Here is a 24,734-nt window from a genome sequence, read left to right as displayed (position 1 = left end):
ATATAAAGAAGGGTTTGTGTAAATTACCGTTAATCGGGTTATATTTGTGCAGTGTTAAATGTAATGAGTTATGGAGATATAAGCATTTCAAAAAGAAATAGGTCGAATGCTTGCTTTATCAAGTATCCAAGCATTTATTTCATGCTCTAACCAACCTACGGCAGACAAGCCAATCTTAATCGGTTTAGGAAACGAATCATCGTAACGAGGTGACTTGTGGTTCAACCTGTCGTAGATGGTTGAACGTGCTAAACCAGTCTTCTGAATGACGTCATTCATGCGTAGGATTTTGATGTTGGTGCTCATGGTGTGTTCCTCTAAGTGGTTTCTCGACACTTGAAGGAGGATGTGGTTAAGAAAAACACATTAATGGGTTATTTTGGTAAATAAACTCAATTATTTCATACTGATGTGTGTTATTTTTAAGACCTAGGTTTTTGGCTGTTTTGGGCTAAATACCGTTCGTTTTACTAAAGTACAGGGACTAGATATGGTGGAAATTAGCTCTGCAACTTCATTATCTAAGCAGAAATCTGATGAGAGAGTATCCGATGGGATAGATAGTGCTTTAAAGTTAAGAGCAATGAATTTCATTTCTTTTAACTTTATAATTCCTATCCAAAACTCAAACCATGATATAGCGAAACACATAATAAAAAGTGGCTCTGCTGGTAAGTTGTTCGTTAATGATTTAATTTCTAAGCTCAAGGATAGTAAATATGATGATGATAATGAACGTGAAAAAAATGAGCAGCTAATTGCGACCTTAACCTCTTGGAGCAAGGTTGATAACCATGCTTTTGATAAGATTCTTGGTTTATTTTTGAGTGTGTATGGAGTGCATAATATTCATGACTGCTATATGGTGATGAACCTTCCATTATTCATTCTGACAAAGGCTCGTTTTTATCATGATCTCGATGATGGGCCTATTAGCTTGCTCAAAGAGTTAATTAGTGATTTGAGTGTTGATGCTGATTGCAAAATTAAAAGCGATAGCTGTGATATTCGAGCTTTAAATATTGCAGTTAGTGCATTGGTCGCATTAGCTCAACGATTGGATAAGTTCAGTTTTAAAGTTGATGAGTTTGTTAAGCCGGGGCAGGTGCTAAAAGCTAAAGGTTTAATGATAAAGCTTGCGTTTTTTGTAAAGAAAAAACACTCATTGTATAAACCGATATGTGATGAAGATAAATATATTGCAACGAGCATTGCAGGAATTGACTTTCCCAGGTTTAATGCTAAAAATAACTCCGTGGGTAAATTGCAGGCTGTAATTGATACAATTGTACAAGCTGAAATGATTTATGGCTGTGACGATTCAGTAGATGGTAAAATAAAATTTAAAAGGTTTAATGATGAGCTTTGTTCCTTGATTTCTAACTTTGCAGAGTCGTGCTCTGATAAAGCTATAATTAAAAGTACAATTACTATTGAAGCGCTATCTAAACACAAGCAGTTTTTTGTTGATTATCTGATGGCGAATACATTTAATGAAATAAGCTCTCAAGTTTGGGTCCAAAGCTATCTTCGCTACTGTGTGGAACGAAATTATCAAATTGATTTTTTCTGTGCAATGGCATCTGCATTTATTCCTCGTTATGAATTTAATAAGGAGTTAAAGCGTATAAAACAAGCTGTTGAAGTTAGGGTTGCAAGAAATAAATCATCAAAGCGTACGCAACTGAATGTGACTGTTGATAAAAAGCTTTTTGATATCATAAATGAATTTTGTGAGAATAATAAAATGCAAAAGAGTGAGCTTGTTAAGTTGGCAGTATCAGAGTTTATAAATAATTCATCTCGATAGTTTAATGTAAATTATCTCACACATATATTATCTCCGTGAACAAACCATACGGACTGTCTCTCACAGTCCTTTTTTCATTGGAGAACGTATATGGCACACCTTATCGATACTATGGCCTATTGTGGTCAAACTCCCTGGCATGGATTAGGCACGCTGTTACCACCTAATCAATCACTCGACTTGTGGCTAGATGCTGCAGGCATGAACTGGTCTATTGAGCATAGCGATGTATTATTTCAATCTGGTGATTCTGCTTCTACCGTTTTACCCTTCACTGATAATAAAGTCCTTTATCGTTCCGATACTTTAGAGCCTTTATCTGTCGTTTCTCAACGCTATAAAGTTGTACAGCCACGAGAGGTATTACACTTCTACCAAGATTTGGTTCATGCTGGTGGCTTTGAATTAGAAACAGCAGGCTCACTGAAAGGTGGCCGTAAATTATGGGCATTAGCTAAAACAGGACAAGACTTAAATTTACGAGGCGGTGATAAAGTAAAATCTTATTTATTACTTGCCACCAGCTGCGATGGCACGCTTTGCACTACCGCGCAATTTACATCACTACGTGTGGTTTGTAATAACACGCTGCAAATTGCGTTGCGTGATCATTCCGGTGCGATTAAGGTTCCACACTCAACCAACTTTGACCCTGCCAGTGTTAAAGACGCGCTAGGGTTAGGTTTATCGCAGTGGGATGGATTTAAACAACACGCTAAAGCGCTGTCTCAGTGTCCTGTTTCGTCCACTGAAGCTATCCGCTTTTTCAGTGAGTTGTTATCACTGCCGGACACACCCGATGGCGCGATTGTGCTACCTCGTCCTTTGCAGCGTATGCATGAGCTTTTCATGGGGGGAGGAATGGGATCAGAACTCGCGAGTTCCCGACATACTGCTTGGGGATTAGTTAATGCGGTCACTGAGTATGTTGATCATCACCGACGTGCTCGTAGCCAAGATTACCGTCTTGATTCAGCTTGGTTTGGGCTAGGAGCGCAACTCAAAAACCAAGCCTTCACACAAGCACAAACTCTCTTGCAGTGATCTGCCTCAGTCCATTAAAGGAGCTCAATCATGTCGTCATTAAGACTCGGTGACCACTTAATTACCCCACGCTTAGGCTATACCCACCATGGGATTTATGTCGGTAACGATGACGTTATTCACTACCAAGGTCCATCCAATGGCGAGCCTGGTGAAATTGTTCTTTCCTCTCTTGAGGCATTTTGTGACGGACGTTCACTCCATGTAAGGTCTCATCCTGATCGTGCATTTAGTCGTGCCGAATGTGTACGCCGAGCTTATCAACGACTCGGCGAGTCGGATTACAACCTGCTGTTTAACAATTGTGAGCACTTCGTCATGTGGTGTATTGAGAACTCAAAATCCTCATCACAGGTTAATCGCGTTGCGACCTCTGTAGCTTTAGGACAAGCAACAAAAATGGCGGCCAGTAAAACAACAGCTGTATTAGCAACAGGCGCTTCGCTTGGCAGTACGCTGGGAGCTACAGCAGCCACATCTGTTGCTGCAGCAAGTTCTGCCCCTGTGTGGGTTCCCGTTGCTGTTGGTATTGGTTCGTTTTATGCCGTCAAAAAAGTGTGGTCGTGGTTCACGGAGTGACTTTGTTATTTCGTGGTACATCATCATATTTACATAAGGGAGGCATATGCCTCCCTTATTCATTTATGTCTGTAGCGTTGTTCAGTACCTGCTCTGTGGGCTTTCTATCTAGGCAGTGAACATACAATGCTGAACTAGCATCACCCTTGATCTTGAATGCGAATCACTATTCGTATCATTCGCGAACTTGTAAATGCTTAAAGTAACTAATTCCACTTTTGCATTATTGAAGAAGGAGAACTTCATGACACATTCAACCGCATTGAAAGTAATCGATTACCCTGATGAGGGCACCGTTACACGACTCATTGTTCCTGAGCAGGCTAGATTAGATTTTTGGCCTCAGTGCTTTGGTTCAATTCCCCAATGGGTACTGTTAGAGCCTCAAGCATTTGCCTGGTTAGATCGCTTATGTGATGACTACAACGGAGGTTTCTGGGATTTTTATACGCTCAGTAATGGTGGGGCATTTATGGCCCCCGACAGTGATGAGGACTCAGAAGAGAAATGGTCGCTGTTTAATCCCATGAATGGTAATGAAGCCGAAGTGAGTGCCGAGGCGGTAGGGATCATCGTTTGCTTACTAACTTACAGCCACCATGCCTGTCATACCGAAAACAGCGCGATGATCGAGCATTATTACCGTTTACGTGAGTATGCGTTAGCGCATCCAGAATCAGGTCAGATCTTGAGCATTATTGACTGAGGCTCTGAAAAGGAAATGTGCTATGCCTACACAAACCGTCTTCCCGGCACGTTTATCGCCGATTACTGAATGGCAAATCGTGTTAACGCAGTTATTGAAAACACACTACGGCCTTGCACTTAATGATACGCCGTTCAGTGATGAACAGACTATCCGCACATCCATTCACGCAGGGCTTACGCTCAGTGAAACACTGAATAGCCTCGTCGATAAATACAACCTACAGCGTATTGATCAGACGGCCTTTTACTGCGAACCCACACCTTATATTAGTGCCTACGATATTCAGCGAGCACGACGCAATACAGGGCTTGCCCCTTCCCACTGAGCTACATCCATTCCCACCATTATTTAGTCAGGTCTTTTCTTAAGAAGGCTATGGCATTGTTTTGTCTATCACTCCCCAGATGCCTAAGGCATCTGGGAGGACTACTTTTGGAGTGTTTATCATGCATTACCATAAACTCAAGGCTGGGGAGATCCCCGGCACCTATGTTGTAACCGAGCCAGTGACAGAAAGCGACCTCTTACATATGGCAAACCAAGTGGCACGTAAACGGCTGGCTAAGGGCGTATCGATTGCATCCACTGCGGATACCGCACAGCGATTACAAACCTTGCTACAAAACCGCGATCACGAAGTCTTTGCGATGATGTTTTTGGATAACCTACATCGTCTCTTAGCCTTTGAGGAGTTATTTAGAGGGACGCTCGGTAGTGCGAGTGTCTATCCCCGTGAAATCGTCAAACGCGCGTTGTTATTGAATAGTGCAGCAGTAATTGCAGTACACAACCATCCTAGTGGACATCCTGAGCCCAGCAACTCAGACCGAGCCATAACTCAAGCACTAAAACAGGCTTTAGCGTTAGTCGATATAAACCTGTTGGATCATGTTGTTGTCGGTGCTGAAGGTTACGTCTCACTGGCTGAGAGAGGCCAGCTATGAACCTGACTCTAGGAGAAATACACCTTATAGTCCTCAACCAATCAAGTGATTCAACTGCTCACCTAGCTCAACGTATCGCCGATGACATGGCTTTTTTGCACCAGAGTCTAGGGGATGAGGTCAGTAATGATCTGGGGATCAGTATCAGCTATTTAGTCGAACAGTTTACGCTACTGGCAGCCGCTTACCGTGCTCCAGTGAAAATGGAGAAACGCCCATGATTGAATTTACCGATAGCTTTAGCCAAGCTGCAGTAGCACAAGCTTTATGTACGCATCCTGATCTTGTTCAGATGCTCAGCCACCAGCTGACTCTGCCTAGTTTTGCCTACGCGTATGATATGGAGGGAAAGCGTATTGGTGGGCCATTGATTGTGCCCAATCCGGTACTGTGCAAAACGTGGCTATTTGTGGACCCGAGAAATATGCGCGAGGCTCTGCCAACCGAAATCAACTTTGTCCGTTTTCGTTGTGACTGTGATGCAGCAGGCCAACCTATCGGTGATTGGCAGCGAACTATTGTTGGAGCGTACATCAATCACGGCAGTAATGAAGAGCCCGATTGGTGCAGTCATACGTGAATCATCTACAAAAGCAGATCATGGATACATTGGATTTGTATGCTTTTGATAACAACAAAAACTCAACGAGAAAATGGCGAAGAACTCATGGTCGGAAGGAAAGTCATTACGAGCGATCGATCTTGGTGATATGATTTGGCGCTAAGGTAATGTGGGATTAGGCAACTGAGATAAGTAGGTTTATTAGAGATTCTCATCTATTTGTAAGCTATTGATTTTAATGGCTTATAAATCAGGGGGTATATGTGGGGGTATGATGAAAGATATAACTTGAAAATATCTTTCATTACAATGACTTGATGTTGATGTTATACTCCCTTCACCCGCTCCATTCATGCCTTCTTGAGTCACTCTCCTTCGTGTTATTTTGTGTTATATCCCTCTAGCTTCTTTATTTTTATTGTTGCTTTTCATTGGGTTACTGTATCAATGGCTTTTTAGTGCTTTGGCGTTTAGTCATCATTCCCATTTTCGCTGACATGATGAAATAGGAATGCGTTGCCATTGGCGATAAACGGCAATGCAACGAGGTGCATTAAGGCGGCTCAACATTCACCATGCACTATTGTCATTCAGCATGGCCATGAAAAAACACCTGTGCATCCTGTTGGCGCGGCTCTGATTGGTGATGCGCGGTGACAAGAGAAAAGATGAGAGAAAAATAAATGATGCGCAGGGTAGGGCGTTTAGCAGAAAATAAAATTAAATGAAAAATAAACCTTTACTTAGGTAGCTAACCCAGCCATAATGCAATGGCTCTGTTGTTAAGAGAGTTATTAATAAAGCGTAAAGTAAAAGAAAAACCCTCAGAATTCCCGCGTAACCGTTGTTATTCCTTAGTGTTTCCCTTAGCTTCTTGCCTCATAAATAATTCGTTTCCTCAGCGCAACACAATAATTTAATTAAGAAAAGGGACGTATTATGTCTACTAAAAGCACTGGTTCAGTAAAATGGTTTAACGAAGATAAAGGTTTTGGCTTTATTGCTCAAGACAACGGCGGCGCAGATGTATTTGTACATTTCCGTGCCATTATCTCTGAAGGTTTCAAAACCTTGAAAGAAGGCCAAAAGGTTTCTTTTGATGTTGAGCAAGGTGCCAAAGGCCCACAAGCGTCTAACGTTACCGCGCTGTAAGCCTCTCTGATACCAGAAAGCGGGCGCCCGCCGCCCGTTTTCCTTGTCACCGTTATCCTCGATACCCGTTCGATTTCCTATCCTGTTATTTCTGTTATTGATTGCTTTGAATCAACTTTATATTGACGTTGAAAGGCTACAGAAATTCAGCGTTGAATAATATATAAGGTTTTTTATGGCCAAAGTTAATGGCAGAAGCAGATTTTGGTTTTACCAAAATAAAGAAATTATTAAGAAAACAACTGAAGAATTAAAATAATGATTATAAAATTCACTGTGGGTGATTTCTCTTGGGAATCCTCATTGCATCAATTAAATAGTGATGCGCTTATTCGTCACATCCATTTTTATAGTGGTCATAGCGGTGTTGGCATCAGTATCAACTATTGTGAAAGTACCAGTCGGGGTAATATTTATTCCCGTGATGCATTAGTCGGTAATTTCGCTGTTCTATCGTAATAATTCATGCCACGGCATGATGCGTGCCGGCGTTGGCGTTTGATGGTCTTTTTAATATCCCTACATCAGTTAATTATCGCAATGATTGAGCGTTGCTCTCTTTGCGCCGATTAACCTCTCATTTTTGCCAATAAACGCGTTGCTGACGAAAAATAATACTATTCCCTTGCAGCATGGCGTTTAGTTGCCTCTCAACTGATCTTTTTTCTCTGCTGGTGCGCATTAGATGAGTGGGACTCGATATCACCTGCAATACGTGGATACAGTGCACGGCACGCTCAATTGTTACGGCTGTAGCTGATTTGTATTTGGCGTGTAAATGTGGCATGGTGATGTAAATCACACTTTTAGTGTTATTCATGTATGGCTCAAAATGAGCGTTAACACGGAGAGACAAGATGAAGAAAATGCTGATGGTTGCGGCACTGTGCGCCGGTTTGAGCGGCGTAAGCCTTAGTAGCTATGCTGCGCCTGCGCAAAAGCCTTTGATGGGCGGTTGGAGTGCAGCCGAGGTAACTCCACAAGCCAAGCAGGCCGCTGAATTTGCATTTAAAGCGTCCAATGTATCTTCCAAGTTGGACAAAGTGATCGCGGTACAGCAGCAGGTAGTGTCAGGAATGAACTACAAAGTGATCTACCAGCTGGCTGACGGTTCACGTTGGCAGGCGCAGGTTTACCGTGCGCTGGATGGACATGAAGAGCTGCATGCATTGAACCGTATTCCGGCTAATCAGTAATTGATTTACATTGTTAGCCACCTGCCATGAGTTTTGGCTGGTGGCTATTTATTTATCAACAACCAGTAAACCCTTCTCGTTTTCTCATCCACGAGGCATGCCTATTTGGGGTGAATTGAGTCGAATGAATCGATGAGTCACTACCCCTAACCCCCAGCCTTAGGTAAAATCTGCCGCTTACTCTACGACATGCGGCGGCATCATCTGACCGCATGCCGGCATTTCCCGGACGGAAATCCGAACAACTGAGATACCATACAAAATGAAAATTCTGCGGCATTATGCCTTTACCCTCTGTTTGCTGGCGGGGATTGTTCTGGGCGGCGCGGGCGGCCTGCTTTTTGGTGAAAAAGCGCTACTGGTGAAGCCGGTGGGCGATCTGTTTTTGAATCTGATGTTTATGGTGATCGTGCCGCTGGTGTTTTTCAGCGTCTCCTCGTCGATTGCAGAAATGAAGCAGATGACCCGCTTGGGCAAAATCATGGGTACCGTGTTTGCGGTATTTGTCTGCACTGCGTTATTCGCAGCGGTGATTGGTTTGATTGGCACACACCTGTTCAATCCATTCCAAAATGTGGATACCCAGAGTTTATTGGCGCAATTGCCTCCGGTAGCCGAAACGGAGTCGGGTAAAAGCATCGGCCAGATCTTGGTCAGCACGTTTACCGTGCCGGATTTCTTGCAACTCTTCACCCGTTCGAGTCTGCTGCCGCTGATCGTGTTTTCCATCTTGTTTGGTCTGGCGACTGCGTTCTCGGGCGAGCAAGGCCGTCCGGTGGCGCAGCTGCTGTCCGCGGGTACTACCATTATTTTGCGCATGGTGAGCATCATCATGTACATCGCGCCGGTGGGCTTAGGCTGCTACTTTGCCGCTACTGTCGGTGCGCTGGGGCCGCAAATTATCAGCGGCTATCTCAATGCCTTCTTCTTGTATCTGGCGCTGACGGTGGTGTATTTCTTCGGGGCGAATACCCTGTATGCCTTTATTGCCGGAGGGATGGCGGGCGTGCGCATCTTCTGGGCCAACGTGGCCACTCCAGCAGTGACCGCGTTAGCCACCGCATCCAGTGCAGCCTGTATTCCGGTGAATCTGGTGGCGACCAAAAAGATGGGCGTACCGGACGATATCGCAGAAACCGTGATCCCGTTAGGGGCTAACACGCACAAAGATGGCTCGGTGATTGGCGGGATTTTGAAGATCGTTTTCCTGTTTACCCTGTTCCATCGTGACATGAGCGATCCAGCCATGCTGGCGGCGATTATCGGCGTGGCCTTCTTGGTTGGCGCGGTGATGAGTGCCATTCCAAGTGGCGGCATGACCGGCGAGCTGATGATCTGCGCCGTATTTGGTTTTTCACCGGAGCTGGTTGGTACGGTGATGATTATCAGCACCATTATTGATGCGCCGGCCACCTTGCTGAACTCCACCGGTAATACCGTATGTGCCATGTTGGTTAGCCGTTTTGTGGAAGGGAAAAACTGGTTGCAGCATAAAACGGGCTTGGCGAGCAGTCAGTCATAATGGCAGCCAGTGTCTGAGTGAGTTTTAGATACTTGAAAGACCATAAAGCCGTTCGCTTTTAGCTGCGAACGGCTTTATTTTTACTGACTAGACACTGACTGACTAAAAAGAACGTCAGTGGCTAAATGCTTAGGCCTGACGGAAAGAGCGTAGCATCCACACGGTTTTTTCTTGCTGTTGGATGTAGTCACTCATCAGGGCCACCGTCCCCTCATCACCGGCATCTGCCGCCATCGACAAAATCTTGCGTTGACGGATCAGCAAAGTTTGCAAACCGCTTAACAGACCATCGATACAGCTTTTAGCGTCGTGCACATTTTTGTGCTCTTTAATTTCGGCGTGTGCCAGATAATCACTGAAAGTATGCAGCGGCTGCGCTTCCACGGTCAAAATACGCTCGGCGATTTCATCCACTTTCAGCAGCAGATCGTTATACATCTCTTCAAATTTGACGTGCAGCTGGAAAAATTGCGGGCCAGTAATGTTCCAGTGGTAACCACGGGTGTTCATGTACAGGATCTGGTAGTTCGCCAGCAGAATGTTGAGCTCCGGTGCCAATTTAACCAGATCTTCTGTTGCCAAGCCGATGCTAGATGTTGTCATAGCAAACTCCTTATTACCCATATTTAAAATTCGTTATACCTGACTCGGTGCGGCACAAAGTCAGCAACAGACCTGCGTGGTCTGTGTCATTGAGGTTAAGTATAGGCAGGCCGCGCGCAGAGGGAAAAACCATTGTATTTATAGGTGTAATAGGTAAAACCATCTGTAATTTGACGCGCATTGTTCGTAGTGGCGCTCTTGTGATGCATCGACAAGCGTGAAAACCGAGCGGCAAAGCCGCGTAGAAAAGGGAAGGTGGACAGAAGATGTAACGCTGCGATGTCAATATTCAACGTGGCGAATGGCGCAGGAGCAGGCGTAAACAGGCGGCGATGTACAGGAAATAGGCGCAAATGTATCTGCGCCGACAAGCTTCGTTACGCAATGAGCCGGATTGTTGCCAATCCCGGCTGGAGTGATCCAGCCGGAGTCCGTATTCTCAATCTCAAGAGATATTTACTTCTGAGAGCTTGAGATAAAGCTCTATTTGCACCAACCTGCGCGGAGTCGCAGGTTTTTTTTTGCTTATCTTTTCCCTTATCCGCTTTTTTATCGTTTCTCTGGCGCTTTCCCGCGCTCGCGCATTGCTCTGCTCCGGCGTGCCGGTCGCTTAAGGCGCTGGGTTAGGGTAGCGAGTATGGATCTCTTCGATACCTTGTAGCACTTCCTCCGGCAAGCTGAGATGCTGACTGGCAATATTGGCGTGCAGCTGTGCCAGCGTCGTCGCGCCAATAATGGTGCTTCCCACAAAAGGACGACTGAGCACATAGGCCAGAGCCATTTGCGCCGGATCTAAGTTGTATTGCCGTGCCAGTGCTACATACTCAGCGGTAGCGGCTTCGGCTTGCGGATTAAAGTAACGCTTAAAGCGGCTGAACAAACTGCAGCGCGCCCCATCAGGACGAGCGCCGTTGAGGTATTTGCCGCTTAAGATCCCGAATGCCAGCGGCGAATAGGCCAACAGCGGCACTTGCTCGCGGTGACTGACTTCGGCCAGACCGATTTCAAAGCTGCGGTTGAGCAGGCTGTACGGGTTTTGAATCGACACCATGCGCGGCAAGCCATGTTTTTCCGCCAGACGCAAATAGCTCATCAGCCCCCACGGCGTCTCGTTCGACACGCCCAGATAGCGAATCTTACCGGCGCGGACTTGCTCGCTTAAGGCCTCCAGCGTTTCAATCAAGGGTACCTGATCTTCGTGCTCTTGCTGCTGGTAACCCAGTTTGCCAAAACAGTTGGTGTTGCGGTGTGGCCAATGCACTTGATACAGATCGATATAATCGGTGCCGAGGCGGCGCAAACTGTCATCCACCGCTTGGCGGATGTGGCGGTGATTGAGCGCCATATCGGGGCGAATATAGGGCACATTGTGAGGTCCGGCGATTTTGGTAGCTAAAATCACCTGCTCGCGGCAGTTACGGCTTTTTAGCCAAGAGCCGATGTACTGTTCGGTTAGCCCTTGGGTTTCCGGTTTAGGCGGCACCGGATACATCTCGGCGGTATCGATAAAGTTGATGCCTTGCTCAAAAGCCAGATCCAGTTGCTGATGGGCATCCTGCTCACTGTTTTGCTCGCCAAAGGTCATGGTGCCAAGACACAGGGCGCTGACCTCCAGAGTGGAGTGGGGAAGGGTATGATAACGCATAGGCATCCTTGTGATGACGTCATAACGGGATGCCTATAACTTAGGGGGCGCGGCGAGGAAAGTAAATTTCTCCGCCGCTTAATGCGCTTATTCTGGGATGTTTTTGTGCAGTTGTAGCGATTTTCCACGCTGCATACGGATATTGAGCAGCTCCACGGCAAAAGAAAAGCCCATCGCAAAGTAGATGTAGCCTTTCGGAATATGCATACCAAAGCTTTCGCCGAGCAGAGTAAAACCAACCAAGATCAGGAAGGACAACGCCAGCATCTTGATTGGCGGGTGGTTATCCACAAAATCGCCAATGCTCTTGGCCGCCATCATCATGATCAGCACTGCAATCACAATTGCGATGATCATAATCGGAATGTCATTCACTAAGCCAACTGCGGTGATCACCGAGTCGAGCGAGAACACGATATCCAGCACGGCAATTTGCACCAGCGTCATCACAAAGCTGGTGGTGGCACGAATGTGCGGGGCGTCTTCGCCGCCGTTACCGGCTTGCAAGCTGTCGTGGATCTCATGGGTACTTTTAGCAATCAGGAACAGGCCACCGAAGAACAAGATCAGATCGCGTCCTGATACCGGATGATCCAGCAGCGTAAACAGCGGAGCGGTCAGGTGCATGATCCACGCCAAGGAAATCAGCAACAGGATACGGGTGCCCATCGCCAGAGCCAGACCCAAGATCCGTGCCTTTTGGCGCTGCTGTTCGGGCAGGCGACTAACGATGATGCTAAGAAAAATAATGTTATCGATGCCAAGCACAATTTCGAGTGCGGTCAGCGTCAGCAACGCCACCCATGCATGCGGATCTACAAGCCATTCCATGAAACTAAACCATCTGAAGAGCGGAGAATAAGAAGCCGTATAGGATAACGTATCTGGCGTTTTTTTTCATTATGTCAGGCATATGATTTCGCTTGTCTGACAATGCAAAGAAGCCCACGCACGCCTGCTGGTTTACAGCGCCGGCGGCGTTAACCCGAAATAGCGATTTAAGATGGCGCGGGTAAAGGCTTTTTTCAGGTAGAAGCCACGCGGCAAGGTTTTGATTGGCTGACCATAACGGCCAATTGCATCGGTCAGTGCGCGGCCATTATTGGCTTTGGGCCGCAGTTGCAGCACTTCACCGTGGCGTGCGGTGATGCTTTCCACCTCGCCGAGCACGATTTTGTCCATCAACTCTTCCCAATCTTGGCGCAACAAGGCTTCTTCTTCGGCAGACGGCGTCCACAAAATCGGCATACCGATCCGGCGCTCACCGAGCGGGATCGTGCGTTCACCTTCCACCGGTAGCCACAACACACAGGCCAGCTTGTGTCGCACATGGCTGGTTTCCCAGCTCACACCACAGTTACCGGTCAGCGGTGCGACACACACAAAGGTGGTTTCCAGCGGTTGGCCGTGACGATCCACGGGGATGGTTTTTAGCTCCACCCCCAGATGCGGAAAATCTTGCTCCGGCTTGCTGCCAGCGCACGCGCCTAGATGTTGTTCGATCAGCGTACCAATCCACCCCTTGTCGCGCTTGAGGTTGGGCGGTACGGGCAATCCACGCTGCGCGGCTAATTCGGCCAGCGAATACCCCGCCAGATCACGGGCGCGGTCAAACAGCGCCTGGCGAGAAACAGGAATCATGTCAGTGTTCATGCTCATTATCTTACCACCCTTTATGCCCTGTGGTGATCAACAGCACAGGGGGTACTTGCTGTTCATTTTTTGCGCAGTAAGATCGTTATTTATGGGATCCTTCACGAGCCCACGATCCGCCAATTTATAATGCAATGATTTATAAGGAAATATTAAATCATTTAGGGAGGCTAAGAGCGCCGAGGCGAAATTATTGCTGGATAAATCACCGACAATGAACAGGATCTCCCCACTAGTTATCCACAGAAATCTTGGATAACCGTGGATAACCAACCGATACTGGCTGGATGAACAGGGGTTTGTGGTTAAGGTTCCGTGCGAGGGTGCACAAAACTGTCGATCTTGTCAGCGGTATGTGTGGATAAATTCGGCGCTGGCGGATCTTTGCTCAATCATGGATCTTTACGATCCTTTTGGTTTGTCTGCTTGTGGATTGTTTTGCTTTTGTTTATATAATTTATTGTTTTTAATGTATTTAATTGATTGTTGTTGGCCTTTTATAACCTGATCAGTGCGGTGATTTATATGCAAGCGAGATATTTTTTCACAGTGATATCCACAGAAAAAGTGAATAAATTCGCCGAATTTTGGCAGAAGGTGTTTATAACTTCTCCGCAAAGCAAAAGTTATCCAAAGAGTGGCGAATAAAACAGCGATGCAGGCGCTGAATGTTGATATATGACACACAGACTGCGCGCCACGACGTTCACCAGTTTACCGGTCAGGGGTTGTGTGAAACAATCAAAGGATAACTGACGCTTTTCAGTATTGAGGTAGTCCTGTGATTGATGGCGATGGCTACCGCCCGAATGTGGGAATTGTGATTTGTAACCGAGCGGGACAGGTGCTGTGGGCGCGCCGTTATGGGCAGCACTCGTGGCAGTTTCCGCAAGGCGGCATCAATCCCGGTGAAACGGCTGAACAGGCCATGTACCGGGAGCTGTTTGAAGAAGTGGGCCTGACCAAAAAGGATGTCCGGCTGCTCAGTTCCACCCGGAATTGGTTACGCTATAAATTACCAAAACGTCTGGTGCGGTGGGATACCAAGCCGGTTTGCATTGGCCAAAAGCAACGCTGGTTTTTATTGCAGCTGATGTGTGATGAGTCCAAAGTGAATATGCAGACCAGCGGGAATCCGGAATTTGATGATTGGCGCTGGGTAAGCTATTGGTATCCAGTGCGTCAGGTGGTGTCATTTAAACGCGATGTGTACCGGCGGGTGATGAAAGAGTTCGCGCCGGTGGTAATGCCGGCGGAAGAGGCAGCCAAGCCGCCCTATAAAGCCACCCGACATGTAAGAAGGAAAGGATAACCTGATTATGTTGACCAAACTGCGGGAAATTGTTGAACAGGTTGCTGCGGCCGCCGATTTACCGCAGGCGTTGGAGCTGTTGGTCAGCAAAACCTGCCAGATTATGAAAACCGAAGTGTGTTCGGTTTATTTAGCCGATCACACTCACCGTTGCTATCGGCTGATGGCCACCCGCGGTTTGGCCAAACCGGCCGGTAAACCCGTGCTGTTGGCTTTCGATGAAGGGGTGGTGGGGTTAGTTGGCGCGCGTGCCGAGCCGATTAATCTGGCCGATGTGCGCCAGCACCCGAGCTTTAAATATTTGCCCGAAGTGGGTGAAGAGAGTTTCCGCGCGTTCTTAGGCACCCCGATTATTTACCGTCGCCGCTTGTTGGGCGTGCTGGTGGTGCAACAAAAAGTGGTGCGCGAGTTTGACGAGAGCGAAGAGTCGTTTCTGGTTACGCTGGCCACCCAATTGGCCGGGATCTTGGCGCACACTCAAGAGCAAGGCTTGTTATCCGACACCCAGCAGCGGCGTATTCGGGCGCAAGGTGCCGCTCCGGGGGTCGCGATTGGCACTGGTTGGCTGGATCAAACCCATCTGACGCTAGAGGATATCGCCGAGGCCTCTACCCTTGAGCCAGACAGTGAGCGCGAGCGGCTGTCACGGGCGATTGATTCGGCGGTCAACGAGTTTCGTCGCCACAGTAAGCGTTTTAATGTCGATCTTAGCTCCGATTCGGCCGCTATTTTCGATCTCTATACCCACCTGTTATCCGATGTCGCCTTGCGCAATGCCCTGTCTGCCCAGCTGGATACCGGCGTGGTTGCTGAATGGGCGGTACGTAAGGTGTTTGAACACTTTGCGACCCAGTTTGCCAGTTTGCCCGATCCTTACATGCGTGAGCGTGCCAACGATATGCGTGCATTGGCGCAGCGCCTGCTGTTTCACCTGATGGATGTACCGCAAAGCGAGTGGAACCTGCCCGAGCAGTTTGTGTTGGTGACCGACGAGCTGACCGCCACCCTGATTGCTGAACTGCCGCGCGATAAGCTGGTGGGGATTGTGGTGCGAGATGGCGCGGCCAATTCGCATGCCGCGATTTTAGCGCGCGCCTTGGGCGTGCCGACCGTCATGGGCGTGGACATCGAACCGGGGCGACTGGAGCAGCGTGAGCTGATTATCGATGGCTATCGCGGTAACGTGATTGTCGATCCGGATCCGGCGGTGCGCACCGAATACCTGCGGCTGATTTTAGAAGAACAAGAGCTTGATAAGCGGGTAGCCGATGATCTGGATAAACCGGCGCTCACCGCCTGTGGACAACGCATCGAGATCCTATTGAACGCCGGGTTAAGTGCCGATTGCCATATTGCCATCAATCAGGGCGTCGATGGGGTTGGTTTGTACCGCACGGAAGTGCCTTTCTTGTTGCACGGCAGTTTCCCGTCTGAAGATGAGCAAGTCAGCCTGTATCAGCTGATTCTAGATAGCTATCCGGATAAACCGGTGGTGATGCGCACCCTCGATGTTGGTGGGGATAAACCGCTGCCGTACTTGCCAATCCATGAAGACAACCCGTTTTTAGGCTGGCGCGGTATTCGCCTGACGCTGGATCACCCCGATATTTTTATCGCTCAGGTGCGCGCCATGCTGCGCGCCAGTGTGAGCCATAACAATTTAGCCATCTTGCTGCCGATGGTGTCGGGCTTGGGCGAGGTGGATGAGGCGCGCGCATTAATCGATCGGGCGTACCGCGAGATCAGCGAGCAACTGGCGCAAGACGGTCAAACCCTCAGCATGCCGAAAGTCGGCATCATGGTTGAAGTGCCGTCGATGTTGTATCAGTTACACTTTCTGGCCGGCAAGATCGATTTTCTTTCGGTAGGATCCAACGACCTGACTCAATATCTGCTGGCGGTGGATCGCAATAACGCCCGTGTGGCGGATATCTTCGATGCCATGCATCCGGCGGTATTGCGCGCCTTGTATCAGGTGATCCGCGAGGGCGAGCAGCATCAGTTGCCCGTCAGTCTGTGCGGTGAGCTTGCGGGCGATCCGATCGGCGCCTTGCTGCTGGTGGGAATGGGTTATCGCCGTTTGAGTATGAACGGGCGCAACGTCGCGCGCATCAAATACCTGTTACGCGCCGTGGAGCTGGCGGATTTACAGACCTTGGCGGAGCGGGCGCTCAGTGCGCGCCTGACCACCGAAGTGCGCCATCTGACCGCAGCGTTTATGGAGCGACGTGGCTTGGGCGGTTTTATCCGTGGTGGTAATTCGTTTTACTAAGTCGCGCTTTTACGTATTCGCACAGAGTCATACATGGATATGACTGTACAGGAAAATGAGTTGAGGCAATCATGCTGTTGTTTGTTGTTGCCTGCCTGATTTTGGGTGGTGTAGTTGGGATCTTGGCTGGATTGCTCGGGATTGGCGGTGGTTTGATTATCGTACCCGCCTTGGTGGGGTTGTTACCGTTGGCGGGCGTATTGCCAGAGCATTTGATGCCGATTGCCTTGGGTACCTCACTGGCCTCGATTGTGCTGACCGGGGTGTCGTCATCTTGGCGTCATCATCAGTTGGGTAATGTGGATTGGACGATTGTCAAAGCGATGGTGCCGGGCGGCATTATCGGTGCGGTGATCGGGGCGCACGTGATCACCTTAATTCCGTCTGACATGATCAGCAAAGTGTTCGGAGTGCTGGTGCTGCTGTTGGCGCTGCAAATGGCGCTGTCGGTGAAGACCCGTGCCGAGCATCCGTTACCCAGCAAAGGCTGGCTGTTTACTGCTGGGGGCTTGATTGGTATCTTCTCCAGCTTGGCCGGCATTGGCGGCGGCAGCTTAACTGTGCCGTACCTGAACTGGCACTCGGTGCCGATGCGCATTGCCATCGGGGTGTCGGCGGTGTGCGGTATGATGCTGGGCGTAGGGGGATCACTGACCCTGATCGTCAGCGGATTGCATGTCAGTGATTTGCCGGCCTACAGTCTGGGTTATGTCTATCTGCCCGCACTGGCCTGTATTGCCGTGACGTCGGTACAAACGTCCAAGGTTGGCGCGAATTTGGTCAGCCGTTTACCGGTACCTATCCTGAAAAAGGGATTTGCCGTTCTTTTGGTTTTTGTCGCATTAAAAATGTTGTGGTAACACGCTGATGAATAATAGCTATCTGACCTTTCCGCAAATCGATCCGGTCATTTTTCATGTCGGACCGTTAGCCCTGCGCTGGTATGGCCTGATGTACTTGGTAGGCTTTGTGTTTGCCCTGTGGCTGGCCGGCCGCCGCGCGGCCAAGCCCAACAGTGGCTGGACCAAAGATGAAGTCGAAAATCTGCTGTATGCGGGCTTTTTCGGGGTATTCCTCGGTGGCCGGATTGGCTATGTGATTTTTTATAACTTCGGCTTGTTCCTTGATAACCCGCTGTACTTGTTCAAAGTGTGGGATGGCGGGATGTCATTTCACGGTGGCCTGATCGGGGTCATCGTTGCGATGCTGGTTTTCGCGTACCGTACTAAGCGGACTTTTTTCACCGTGGCCGATTTTATCGCCCCGCTGATCCCGTTTGGATTGGGCATGGGCCGTATTGGTAACTTCATCAACGGTGAACTGTGGGGACGGGTGACCGATGTGCCGTGGGCCATGGTGTTTCCGGACGGCGGTCCGCTGCCGCGTCATCCGTCACAGCTGTATGAGGCATTCCTCGAAGGTCTGGTGCTGTTTATTATTCTGAATCTGTTTGTGCGCCGCCCACGGCCTACCGGCAGTGTCTCCGGGATGTTCCTGCTGTTTTACGGCCTGTTCCGTATCTTCTGTGAGTTCTTCCGTGAGCCTGACGCACAACTGGGCTTTTTCGATGGCTGGCTGACGATGGGACAGATCCTGTCTGTACCGATGGTATTGGGTGGACTGGGGCTGATCCTGTGGGCATACCGTCGTCATCCTGTGACTGCTGTACGGGGATAACATGCAACAATATCAAGATCTGATGCGCAAAATCTTGGCGGAAGGCGCATCCAAAGACGATCGTACCGGAACCGGTACCCGCTCTATTTTCGGCCATCAGATGCGTTTTGACTTGTCCAAAGGCTTCCCGCTGGTGACCACTAAGCGTTGTCACCTGCGCTCTATCATCCATGAGCTGCTGTGGTTTTTAAAAGGCGATACCAACATCGGTTATCTGCACGACCACAATGTCAGTATTTGGGATGAGTGGGCGGATGAAAATGGCGATTTAGGGCCGGTGTATGGCAAGCAGTGGCGCGCGTGGGGCGCCGCCGACGGCCGCACTATCGACCAGCTGAGCACCGTGGTGCAGCAACTAAAGCAAGACCCCGATTCTCGTCGTATTATCGTATCCGCGTGGAACGTGGGCGAGCTGGATCAGATGGCATTGATGCCATGTCATGCCTTGTTCCAGTTCTATGTGGCCAACGGTAAGCTCTCTTGCCAGCTGTATCAGCGCTCTTGTGACGTATTCCTCGGCCTGCCGTTTAACATTGCTAGCTACGCGTTGCTAACTCATATGTTGGCGCAGCAGTGTGATTTGGAAGTCGGTGATTTTGTTTGGACCGGTGGGGATACGCACCTGTACATGAACCACATGGAGCAGACTGAGCTGTTGTTATCCCGTGAGCCACGAGCACTGCCACAGCTGGTGATCAAGCGCAAACCAGCGTCTATCTTCGATTATCAGTTTGAAGACTTTGAGATTGTTGGTTACGACCCACATCCGGCGATTAAAGCGCCGGTCGCTGTGTAATTACGCTGTTTCGCTAGTGCTTATCGGCTACTAAAAAGCGTCCTGTGGGGCGCTTTTTTTGTGCCTTGCATGGGGCGCTTACCTTGGGGCACGGCTGGCTATTATCACGTAGAGAGTGTTGCGTGGCTTGAGTTCATCTTCATCGTCATCTTCATCGTTATCTTCTTAATTCCGCGCTACACCATGCGCAAGCAGCGCTACAGCAACGATAAAACAACGCTAAAACAACGGCACTCAACAATAAAAAACGGCCTGCATTAGCAGGCCGTTCAAAAGGGAGAGGGGTTCTGGTCGCTTTTCGTATTAGCGGGTAGCCAGCAGCAGTATCCCTGGCAGGACAAAGAACACCCCGCTCAGATAACCCAGTACCGCCATCCGGTTTTTAATCGCGAGGGAAGCCAAACCTTCCGCAGCGCGCAGCGGCAGACGACGCAGTGCTGGGATCCCGTAAATGACCAACACCGCCAGTACGTTGAAGCTTAAGTGTACCAAGGCAATTTGCAGTGCCAGCAGCGCATTCGGGCCAGAAATTGCGGTGGCCGCCAGCAGCGCAGTGATACAGGTGCCGATGTTCGCGCCCAGTGTGAACGGATACACTTCACGCAGGCTCAGCAGACCATTACCGACAAACGGTACCATCAAGCTGGTGGTGGTCGAGGAAGACTGCACCAGGACGGTTACTGCGGCACCAGAGGTAATTCCGTGCAGCGGACCACGACCGATAGCGTGCTTGAGAACTTCTTGGGCACGACCGACCATCAAACGCTTGAGCAACTTACCCATACCGGTGATCGCCGCCATAATCAGCACAATACCAATCAGCGCCATCAGGGTACCGGCTAAGGTCGGAGACATACCGCTCAGCATACTTTTCACCATGCTCACGACCGGCTTGGTCAGTGGTTTGATGAAATCAAATCCGACATAGTTCAGGTTGCCGGAGTTTGACAGCGGAGCGACCAGCCATTCGCTGATATGCGCCAGAATACCGAACGCCATTTCCAGTGGCAGGAAGATCACCACCGCCAGCAGGTTGAAAAAGTCATGGATGGTGGCGCAGGCAAAGGCACGGCGAAACTCATTATTGCAACGCAGGTGGCCTAAACTCACCAAGGTGTTGGTCAGAGTAGTACCAATGTTGGCTCCCATAATCATCGGGATGGCGGTAGCAATCGGCAGGCCGCCGGCCACCAGACCAACGATAATGGAGGTCACCGTACTGGAAGATTGAATTAAGGCGGTGGCCAGCAGGCCCACCATCAGTCCGGCCAGCGGATGTTCGGCGAAGGCAAACAGTGCCTGCGCTTGGGTTCCTGCCGCCAGTTTAAAACCGTCGCCAACCATGGCCACGGCCAATAAAAGCAGATAAAGGGCGAAGAGCAATACCAACCAGGAAAACAGCGTCGTCAGCGGTGAGCGGCTGGTGCCGGTTTGAGCGTTGGGCATCTCGTTCATATGACTCTCTGATGTCAGATTTGTTACAAAAGTTTGGTTGCCGCAGATCCTAGCGGTGAAATATTACAGATATATTTCATCGGGCCAGAAAAGCGGGTGGCCGCACAGAATGTTAAAACAGAACCCCTGATCAAGGAGCGTATGTGAAGAGTGAGTGGTATGGTTAAGCTCGGTATTTCCGATGATTAACATCAATAGAAACGATTTTATCGAGCAAACCTTCTGTTTTAGACTGCGAGATAAGAGTTCACACGCGACAGATTGCATAGCTATTGCATAGCGTACGTAAAAGTTTTGGAGTTCCATCATGACCGATATGATTCGTCAGTTTTTACGACTGGAGTCAGCGGGGGGGATTTTACTGATCATCGCCTCCGCTGTGGCGATGCTGCTTGCCAACACCAGCCTAGAAGGAATTTATGATCAATTCCTCGCGCTGCCGGTGGCGGTGCAGTTCGGCAGCCTGCTGATAAATAAGCCGCTGCTGCTGTGGATTAATGACGGCCTGATGGCCATCTTTTTCCTGCTGGTCGGGTTAGAAGTTAAACGTGAGATGCTGGTCGGAGCCCTGAACAGCAAAGAAAAAGCCGTGTTCCCTGCCATTGCGGCATTGGGCGGTATGCTGGCTCCGGCGCTGCTGTATTTGGCGTTTAATGGTAACAATGATGTGGCACTGGCGGGCTGGGCTATCCCTGCCGCGACCGATATTGCCTTTGCGCTGGGGATCATGGCGCTGCTCGGTAAGCGTGTACCGGTCAGCCTGAAGGTCTTCTTGCTGGCGTTGGCGATCATTGATGACCTAGGCGTGATTGTCATTATTGCCCTGTTCTATACCAGCCAGCTGTCTGTGATGGCGTTGGCGATTGCGCTGGCGGCCACTGCCGGTCTGATTTACATGAATCGCCGTGGCGTGGCGTCCATCAGCCCATACATGTTGCTGGGCGTGGTGCTGTGGGTAAGCCTGCTTAAATCTGGCGTGCATGCCACGCTGGCCGGGGTGATCTTGGGCTTCTGTGTACCGTTGAAAGCGCAAGATAAGCGCCCACTGGAGCATCTGGAGCACAGTTTGCATCCGTGGGTGGCCTATCTGATCCTGCCATTGTTTGCTTTTGCCAACGCGGGCGTATCCCTGAAAGGGATCTCGCTGGATGTACTGACCTCAGCTCTGCCACTGGGTATTGCTGTTGCCTTGTTTGTCGGTAAGCCGCTCGGGATCTTCTCCTTTAGCTGGCTGTCAGTGAAACTGGGTCTGGCCAAACTGCCGGATGGGATTTACTTCCGCCATATTTTTGCGGTGTCAGTACTGTGTGGTATTGGTTTTACCATGTCGATGTTCATCGCTTCACTGGCCTTTGAGCATGCCGGCTTGGAGTATGGGGTATTCTCCCGTCTGGGGATCCTGATGGGCTCAACCACGGCGGCGGTAGTGGGTTATTGCCTGCTGCGGATGGTGTTGCCAGCACAGCCTAAGCGTTAAAACTGCGGAGCAGTGAACCGAGATGTCGCTGGTCAGAGAGCATGACCAGCGGCATACTGGTGCGGCAGCCGCTAATGAAGTGAGAAGCGTATGTCGCACCTGAATTTTAATCATCTGTACTACTTCTGGGCTGTGTGCAAGCACGGCTCGGTGGCCAAAGCTGCCGAAACTCTTTTCCTTACCCCACAAACCGTGACCGGGCAGATCCGCGCGCTAGAGCAGCGTCTGGATGGCAAACTGTTTAAACGCAGTGGCCGTGGTCTGGAGCCTACTGAGCTGGGGCAACTGGTCTATCGCTATGCCGAGCGGATGTTCTCTCTTAGCCAAGAGATGCTGGATATCGTCAATTACCGCAAAGAAGCCAATATCCTGTTTGATGTTGGGGTAGCGGATGCGTTATCGAAGCGTTTGGTCAGTCGGGTACTGCAAACCGCAGTGCCGCCAAGTGAGCAAATCCATCTGCGCTGTTTTGAATCCACCCACGAACTGCTCTTGGAGCAGCTGAGCCAGCACAAGCTGGATATGATCTTGTCTGATTGTCCGGTGGACTCCTCGCAAAGCGAAGGACTGTTCTCGGTCAAACTGGGCGAGTGCGGGATCAGCTTTCTGTGTCGCCAACCGGCGCCACAGGCACCATTTCCGGCCTGTCTACAAGAGCGCAAGCTGCTGATGCCGGGGCGTCGCTCGGCGCTGGGGCGCAAGCTGCTTACTTGGCTGGATCAGCAAGGGCTGCAGGTGCAGATCTTGGGTGAGTTTGATGATGCGGCACTGATGAAGGCGTTTGGTCACTACCACAATGCCATTTTTGTCGCGCCATCGTTGTATGTGGCTGAACTGAGCAGTGACGGGCAGACCGTCGAGCTGGGTAAAGTGCCCACATTATGTGAAGAGTATTACGCCATTTTTGCGGATCGTATGATCCAGCATCCGGCGGTAAAGCGGGTCTGTAGTGAGGATTTCACGGATTTGTTTTCCGGCCAACTCGGCGTTATGCTCGGTGAAGAGTAGTCATCGTGTTGCATAGAGCAGCACCACAACGGGTGTATTCGTGATCCTATGATGAAAGATATGTCTGAAATTGCACACATGGAGCGTAATGTAGGTCAGGCCGTCACGCTGCTGAAGGCTATGGCCAATGAGCACCGGTTGTTTATTTTATGTCATTTACAGGATAAAGAAGTGTCGGTCGGCGTTTTGAGCGAACGCCTTGGTTTATCCCAGTCGGCACTGTCACAGCACCTTGCTTGGTTGCGGCGCGATGGGCTGGTGAAAACGCGCAAAGAAGCGCAAACCGTCTACTACTCGTTAAGCAGTCATGCGGTTGCGGAAGTGATCCGTACCTTGCATCGTTTGTATTGTGCGGCAGAGCAGCATAGTGAGCCGTCTGCGGCGTCGCATTCGGTCGGTTAAACTCATATACCCTTCCTACTTGAAACTGCAGGGGTGTTGGCTACGTTCGTTCGCCCCAATCACATAGCTTGTCTATGCTCATGGGGATTCACTCACTTGCCGCCTACCTGCAACTTGACGTTGTTTGGGTATAGTTTGAAGGCTGTGCGTCGCCAGAATAGGTTGGCGCACGCCTGTTCGCCTTTGATTTTCTGTCTCGCCATCCCATTCTTACTTTTTATTTTTCTTCTTCTTTCCTCGCCCCACAACAATTCAGAGCTGCTGTCTAGAACCATAATCCAGCACAACCGCCCAGATAAGTGCGAAGACAAGAGATAAAGCCAAAGTCAAAGCCAAAGCCAAAGTCAAAGCCAAAGTCAAAGCATCAGGGAAGGGATGAGTAGAGCAGGGAGAAATGTGCGTAAAGCGCAGCCAGCGGTAAATGACAGGCAAAAAAAAACCGGCATCAAGCCGGTTTTTCTCGGTATCTTAAATCAGGCAATGATTACATTGCTTTGATTTGAGCTACCAGGTTTGCTTTATGACGTGCAGCCTTGTTCTTGTGGATCAGGCCTTTGCTTGCCATGCGGTCCAGAACTGGTTGCATGGTGGCAAATGCGGTCATTGCAGTTTCTTTGTTACCGGTCGCGATCGCAGCGTAAACTTTCTTAACGAAAGTACGCATCATGGAGCGACGGCTAGCGTTATGCTGACGACGCTTCTCAGCTTGGACAGCGCGCTTCTTAGCAGACTTGATATTAGCCAAGGTCCAACTCCCAAATATAACTTTTTGGACATTTCAAAGGCCGAGGACTATGCCTTTTTCGCCTTCTTTTGTCAATGGATTTGTGCAAATAAACGCCGCTTTCCCAAGGCTGGTGCAAGCAGCGCATGACGGTTATTATGACGGGTAATTTTAACAGCTTTTAATGCTGGA

General features: G+C 49.5%; 26 protein-coding genes. 19 read left to right on the top strand and 7 right to left on the bottom strand.

All coding sequences use genetic code 11. The features are described from left to right. Positions 1–87: 87 nt before the first annotated feature. Positions 88–306 carry an AlpA family phage regulatory protein gene (locus L975_RS07695; protein ID WP_047707998.1) on the bottom strand — a complete coding sequence of 73 codons (219 nt, stop codon included), beginning with the start codon at positions 304–306 and terminating at the stop codon, positions 88–90. Between the two features lie 184 nt (positions 307–490). Between L975_RS07695 and L975_RS07690 the strand changes: the two genes are divergently transcribed. From L975_RS07690 to L975_RS07645, 11 genes are all read left to right on the top strand, one after another. Continuing rightward, positions 491–1,810: a hypothetical protein gene (locus L975_RS07690; RefSeq protein ID WP_047707997.1), complete on the top strand. Its 1,320-nt coding sequence runs from the start codon at positions 491–493 to the stop codon at positions 1,808–1,810. A gap of 90 nt (positions 1,811–1,900) precedes the next feature. Continuing rightward, complete coding sequence (locus L975_RS07685; RefSeq protein ID WP_047707995.1) at positions 1,901–2,854, top strand: DUF932 domain-containing protein; 954 nt, start codon at positions 1,901–1,903, stop codon at positions 2,852–2,854. Positions 2,855–2,884: 30 nt separating this feature from the next. Further along, positions 2,885–3,433, top strand: a complete 549-nt coding sequence (locus L975_RS17630) for a lecithin retinol acyltransferase family protein (protein ID WP_072033036.1) — start codon at positions 2,885–2,887, stop codon at positions 3,431–3,433. 244 nt (positions 3,434–3,677) lie between these two features. Continuing rightward, positions 3,678–4,139 carry an antirestriction protein gene (locus L975_RS07680; RefSeq protein ID WP_047707993.1) on the top strand — a complete coding sequence of 154 codons (462 nt, stop codon included), beginning with the start codon at positions 3,678–3,680 and terminating at the stop codon, positions 4,137–4,139. Between the two features lie 22 nt (positions 4,140–4,161). Beyond that, a complete protein-coding gene (locus L975_RS07675) occupies positions 4,162–4,467 on the top strand; it encodes a TA system toxin CbtA family protein (RefSeq protein ID WP_156121130.1) in 306 nt (101 codons plus the stop codon). A gap of 121 nt (positions 4,468–4,588) precedes the next feature. Continuing rightward, a complete protein-coding gene (radC, locus tag L975_RS07670; RefSeq protein ID WP_047707991.1) occupies positions 4,589–5,086 on the top strand; it encodes a DNA repair protein RadC in 498 nt (165 codons plus the stop codon). An 86-nt stretch (positions 5,087–5,172) separates the two neighbouring features. Next, entirely contained in the window at positions 5,173–5,307 is a 135-nt protein-coding gene (locus L975_RS18635; protein ID WP_255359261.1) for a hypothetical protein, read from the top strand. Next, positions 5,304–5,666, top strand: coding sequence for a hypothetical protein (locus L975_RS07660; protein WP_047707989.1), 363 nt, complete (start codon positions 5,304–5,306; stop codon positions 5,664–5,666). The genes L975_RS18635 and L975_RS07660 overlap by 4 nt, the downstream gene beginning before the upstream one ends. 921 nt (positions 5,667–6,587) lie before the next feature. Next, positions 6,588–6,800, top strand: coding sequence for a cold-shock protein (locus tag L975_RS07655; RefSeq protein ID WP_010864638.1), 213 nt, complete (start codon positions 6,588–6,590; stop codon positions 6,798–6,800). Between the two features lie 857 nt (positions 6,801–7,657). Continuing rightward, entirely contained in the window at positions 7,658–7,996 is a 339-nt protein-coding gene (locus tag L975_RS17235) for a cystatin domain-containing protein (RefSeq protein WP_010864637.1), read from the top strand. A 262-nt stretch (positions 7,997–8,258) separates the two neighbouring features. Continuing rightward, positions 8,259–9,518 (top strand): dicarboxylate/amino acid:cation symporter, encoded by a 1,260-nt coding sequence (locus L975_RS07645; protein WP_039045838.1) that lies wholly within the window; start codon positions 8,259–8,261, stop codon positions 9,516–9,518. Positions 9,519–9,647: 129 nt separating this feature from the next. Here the strand turns inward: L975_RS07645 and L975_RS07640 are convergent, their stop codons facing one another. The 4 genes from L975_RS07640 to mutH form a co-directional block, all read right to left on the bottom strand. After that, positions 9,648–10,121, bottom strand: coding sequence for a Dps family protein (locus tag L975_RS07640; protein WP_010864632.1), 474 nt, complete (start codon positions 10,119–10,121; stop codon positions 9,648–9,650). A gap of 610 nt (positions 10,122–10,731) precedes the next feature. After that, positions 10,732–11,766, bottom strand: a complete 1,035-nt coding sequence (locus L975_RS07635; RefSeq protein ID WP_047707987.1) for an NADP(H)-dependent aldo-keto reductase — start codon at positions 11,764–11,766, stop codon at positions 10,732–10,734. Positions 11,767–11,853: 87 nt separating this feature from the next. Beyond that, complete coding sequence (locus L975_RS07630) at positions 11,854–12,597, bottom strand: TerC family protein (protein ID WP_010864630.1); 744 nt, start codon at positions 12,595–12,597, stop codon at positions 11,854–11,856. 132 nt (positions 12,598–12,729) lie between these two features. Then, positions 12,730–13,419 carry a DNA mismatch repair endonuclease MutH gene (mutH, locus tag L975_RS07625; RefSeq protein WP_039045840.1) on the bottom strand — a complete coding sequence of 230 codons (690 nt, stop codon included), beginning with the start codon at positions 13,417–13,419 and terminating at the stop codon, positions 12,730–12,732. 781 nt (positions 13,420–14,200) lie between these two features. Between mutH and rppH the strand changes: the two genes are divergently transcribed. From rppH to thyA, 5 genes are all read left to right on the top strand, one after another. Beyond that, the gene (gene rppH, locus L975_RS07620; protein ID WP_010864628.1) at positions 14,201–14,731 is read left to right on the top strand and encodes an RNA pyrophosphohydrolase; all 531 of its coding nucleotides are present in this window, start codon (positions 14,201–14,203) and stop codon (positions 14,729–14,731) included. A 7-nt stretch (positions 14,732–14,738) separates the two neighbouring features. After that, a complete protein-coding gene (gene ptsP, locus L975_RS07615) occupies positions 14,739–17,003 on the top strand; it encodes a phosphoenolpyruvate--protein phosphotransferase (protein WP_039045841.1) in 2,265 nt (754 codons plus the stop codon). A gap of 71 nt (positions 17,004–17,074) precedes the next feature. Next, on the top strand, positions 17,075–17,863 hold the full coding sequence (locus tag L975_RS07610) for a sulfite exporter TauE/SafE family protein (RefSeq protein WP_039045842.1): 789 nt from the start codon (positions 17,075–17,077) through the stop codon (positions 17,861–17,863). A 7-nt stretch (positions 17,864–17,870) separates the two neighbouring features. After that, a complete protein-coding gene (gene lgt / locus L975_RS07605) occupies positions 17,871–18,680 on the top strand; it encodes a prolipoprotein diacylglyceryl transferase (RefSeq protein ID WP_039045843.1) in 810 nt (269 codons plus the stop codon). A gap of 1 nt (position 18,681) precedes the next feature. Then, positions 18,682–19,476, top strand: a complete 795-nt coding sequence (gene thyA, locus L975_RS07600; protein ID WP_039045844.1) for a thymidylate synthase — start codon at positions 18,682–18,684, stop codon at positions 19,474–19,476. Positions 19,477–19,779: 303 nt separating this feature from the next. Here thyA and L975_RS07595 read toward each other — a convergent pair whose 3' ends face one another. Next, positions 19,780–20,931 (bottom strand): Na/Pi symporter, encoded by a 1,152-nt coding sequence (locus L975_RS07595; protein ID WP_010864623.1) that lies wholly within the window; start codon positions 20,929–20,931, stop codon positions 19,780–19,782. Positions 20,932–21,238: 307 nt separating this feature from the next. Between L975_RS07595 and nhaA the strand changes: the two genes are divergently transcribed. The 3 genes from nhaA (at position 21,239) to L975_RS07575 (ending at position 23,818) form a co-directional block, all read left to right on the top strand. Beyond that, positions 21,239–22,408 carry a Na+/H+ antiporter NhaA gene (gene nhaA / locus L975_RS07585; protein ID WP_010864622.1) on the top strand — a complete coding sequence of 390 codons (1,170 nt, stop codon included), beginning with the start codon at positions 21,239–21,241 and terminating at the stop codon, positions 22,406–22,408. A gap of 90 nt (positions 22,409–22,498) precedes the next feature. Beyond that, the gene (gene nhaR, locus L975_RS07580; protein ID WP_010864621.1) at positions 22,499–23,416 is read left to right on the top strand and encodes a transcriptional activator NhaR; all 918 of its coding nucleotides are present in this window, start codon (positions 22,499–22,501) and stop codon (positions 23,414–23,416) included. Between the two features lie 60 nt (positions 23,417–23,476). Next, on the top strand, positions 23,477–23,818 hold the full coding sequence (locus L975_RS07575; RefSeq protein WP_052181339.1) for a helix-turn-helix transcriptional regulator: 342 nt from the start codon (positions 23,477–23,479) through the stop codon (positions 23,816–23,818). A 484-nt stretch (positions 23,819–24,302) separates the two neighbouring features. Here the strand turns inward: L975_RS07575 and rpsT are convergent, their stop codons facing one another. Next, positions 24,303–24,563 carry a 30S ribosomal protein S20 gene (gene rpsT / locus L975_RS07565; protein ID WP_010864619.1) on the bottom strand — a complete coding sequence of 87 codons (261 nt, stop codon included), beginning with the start codon at positions 24,561–24,563 and terminating at the stop codon, positions 24,303–24,305. Positions 24,564–24,734: the final 171 nt, after the last annotated feature.

Source organism: Plesiomonas sp. ZOR0011 (assembly GCF_000800945.1).
Lineage (GTDB): Bacteria > Pseudomonadota > Gammaproteobacteria > Enterobacterales > CAMTGL01 > Plesiomonas > Plesiomonas shigelloides.
The sequence above is the reverse complement of the archived record's forward strand: the minus strand, read 5'-3'. Positions and strand labels throughout refer to the sequence as shown.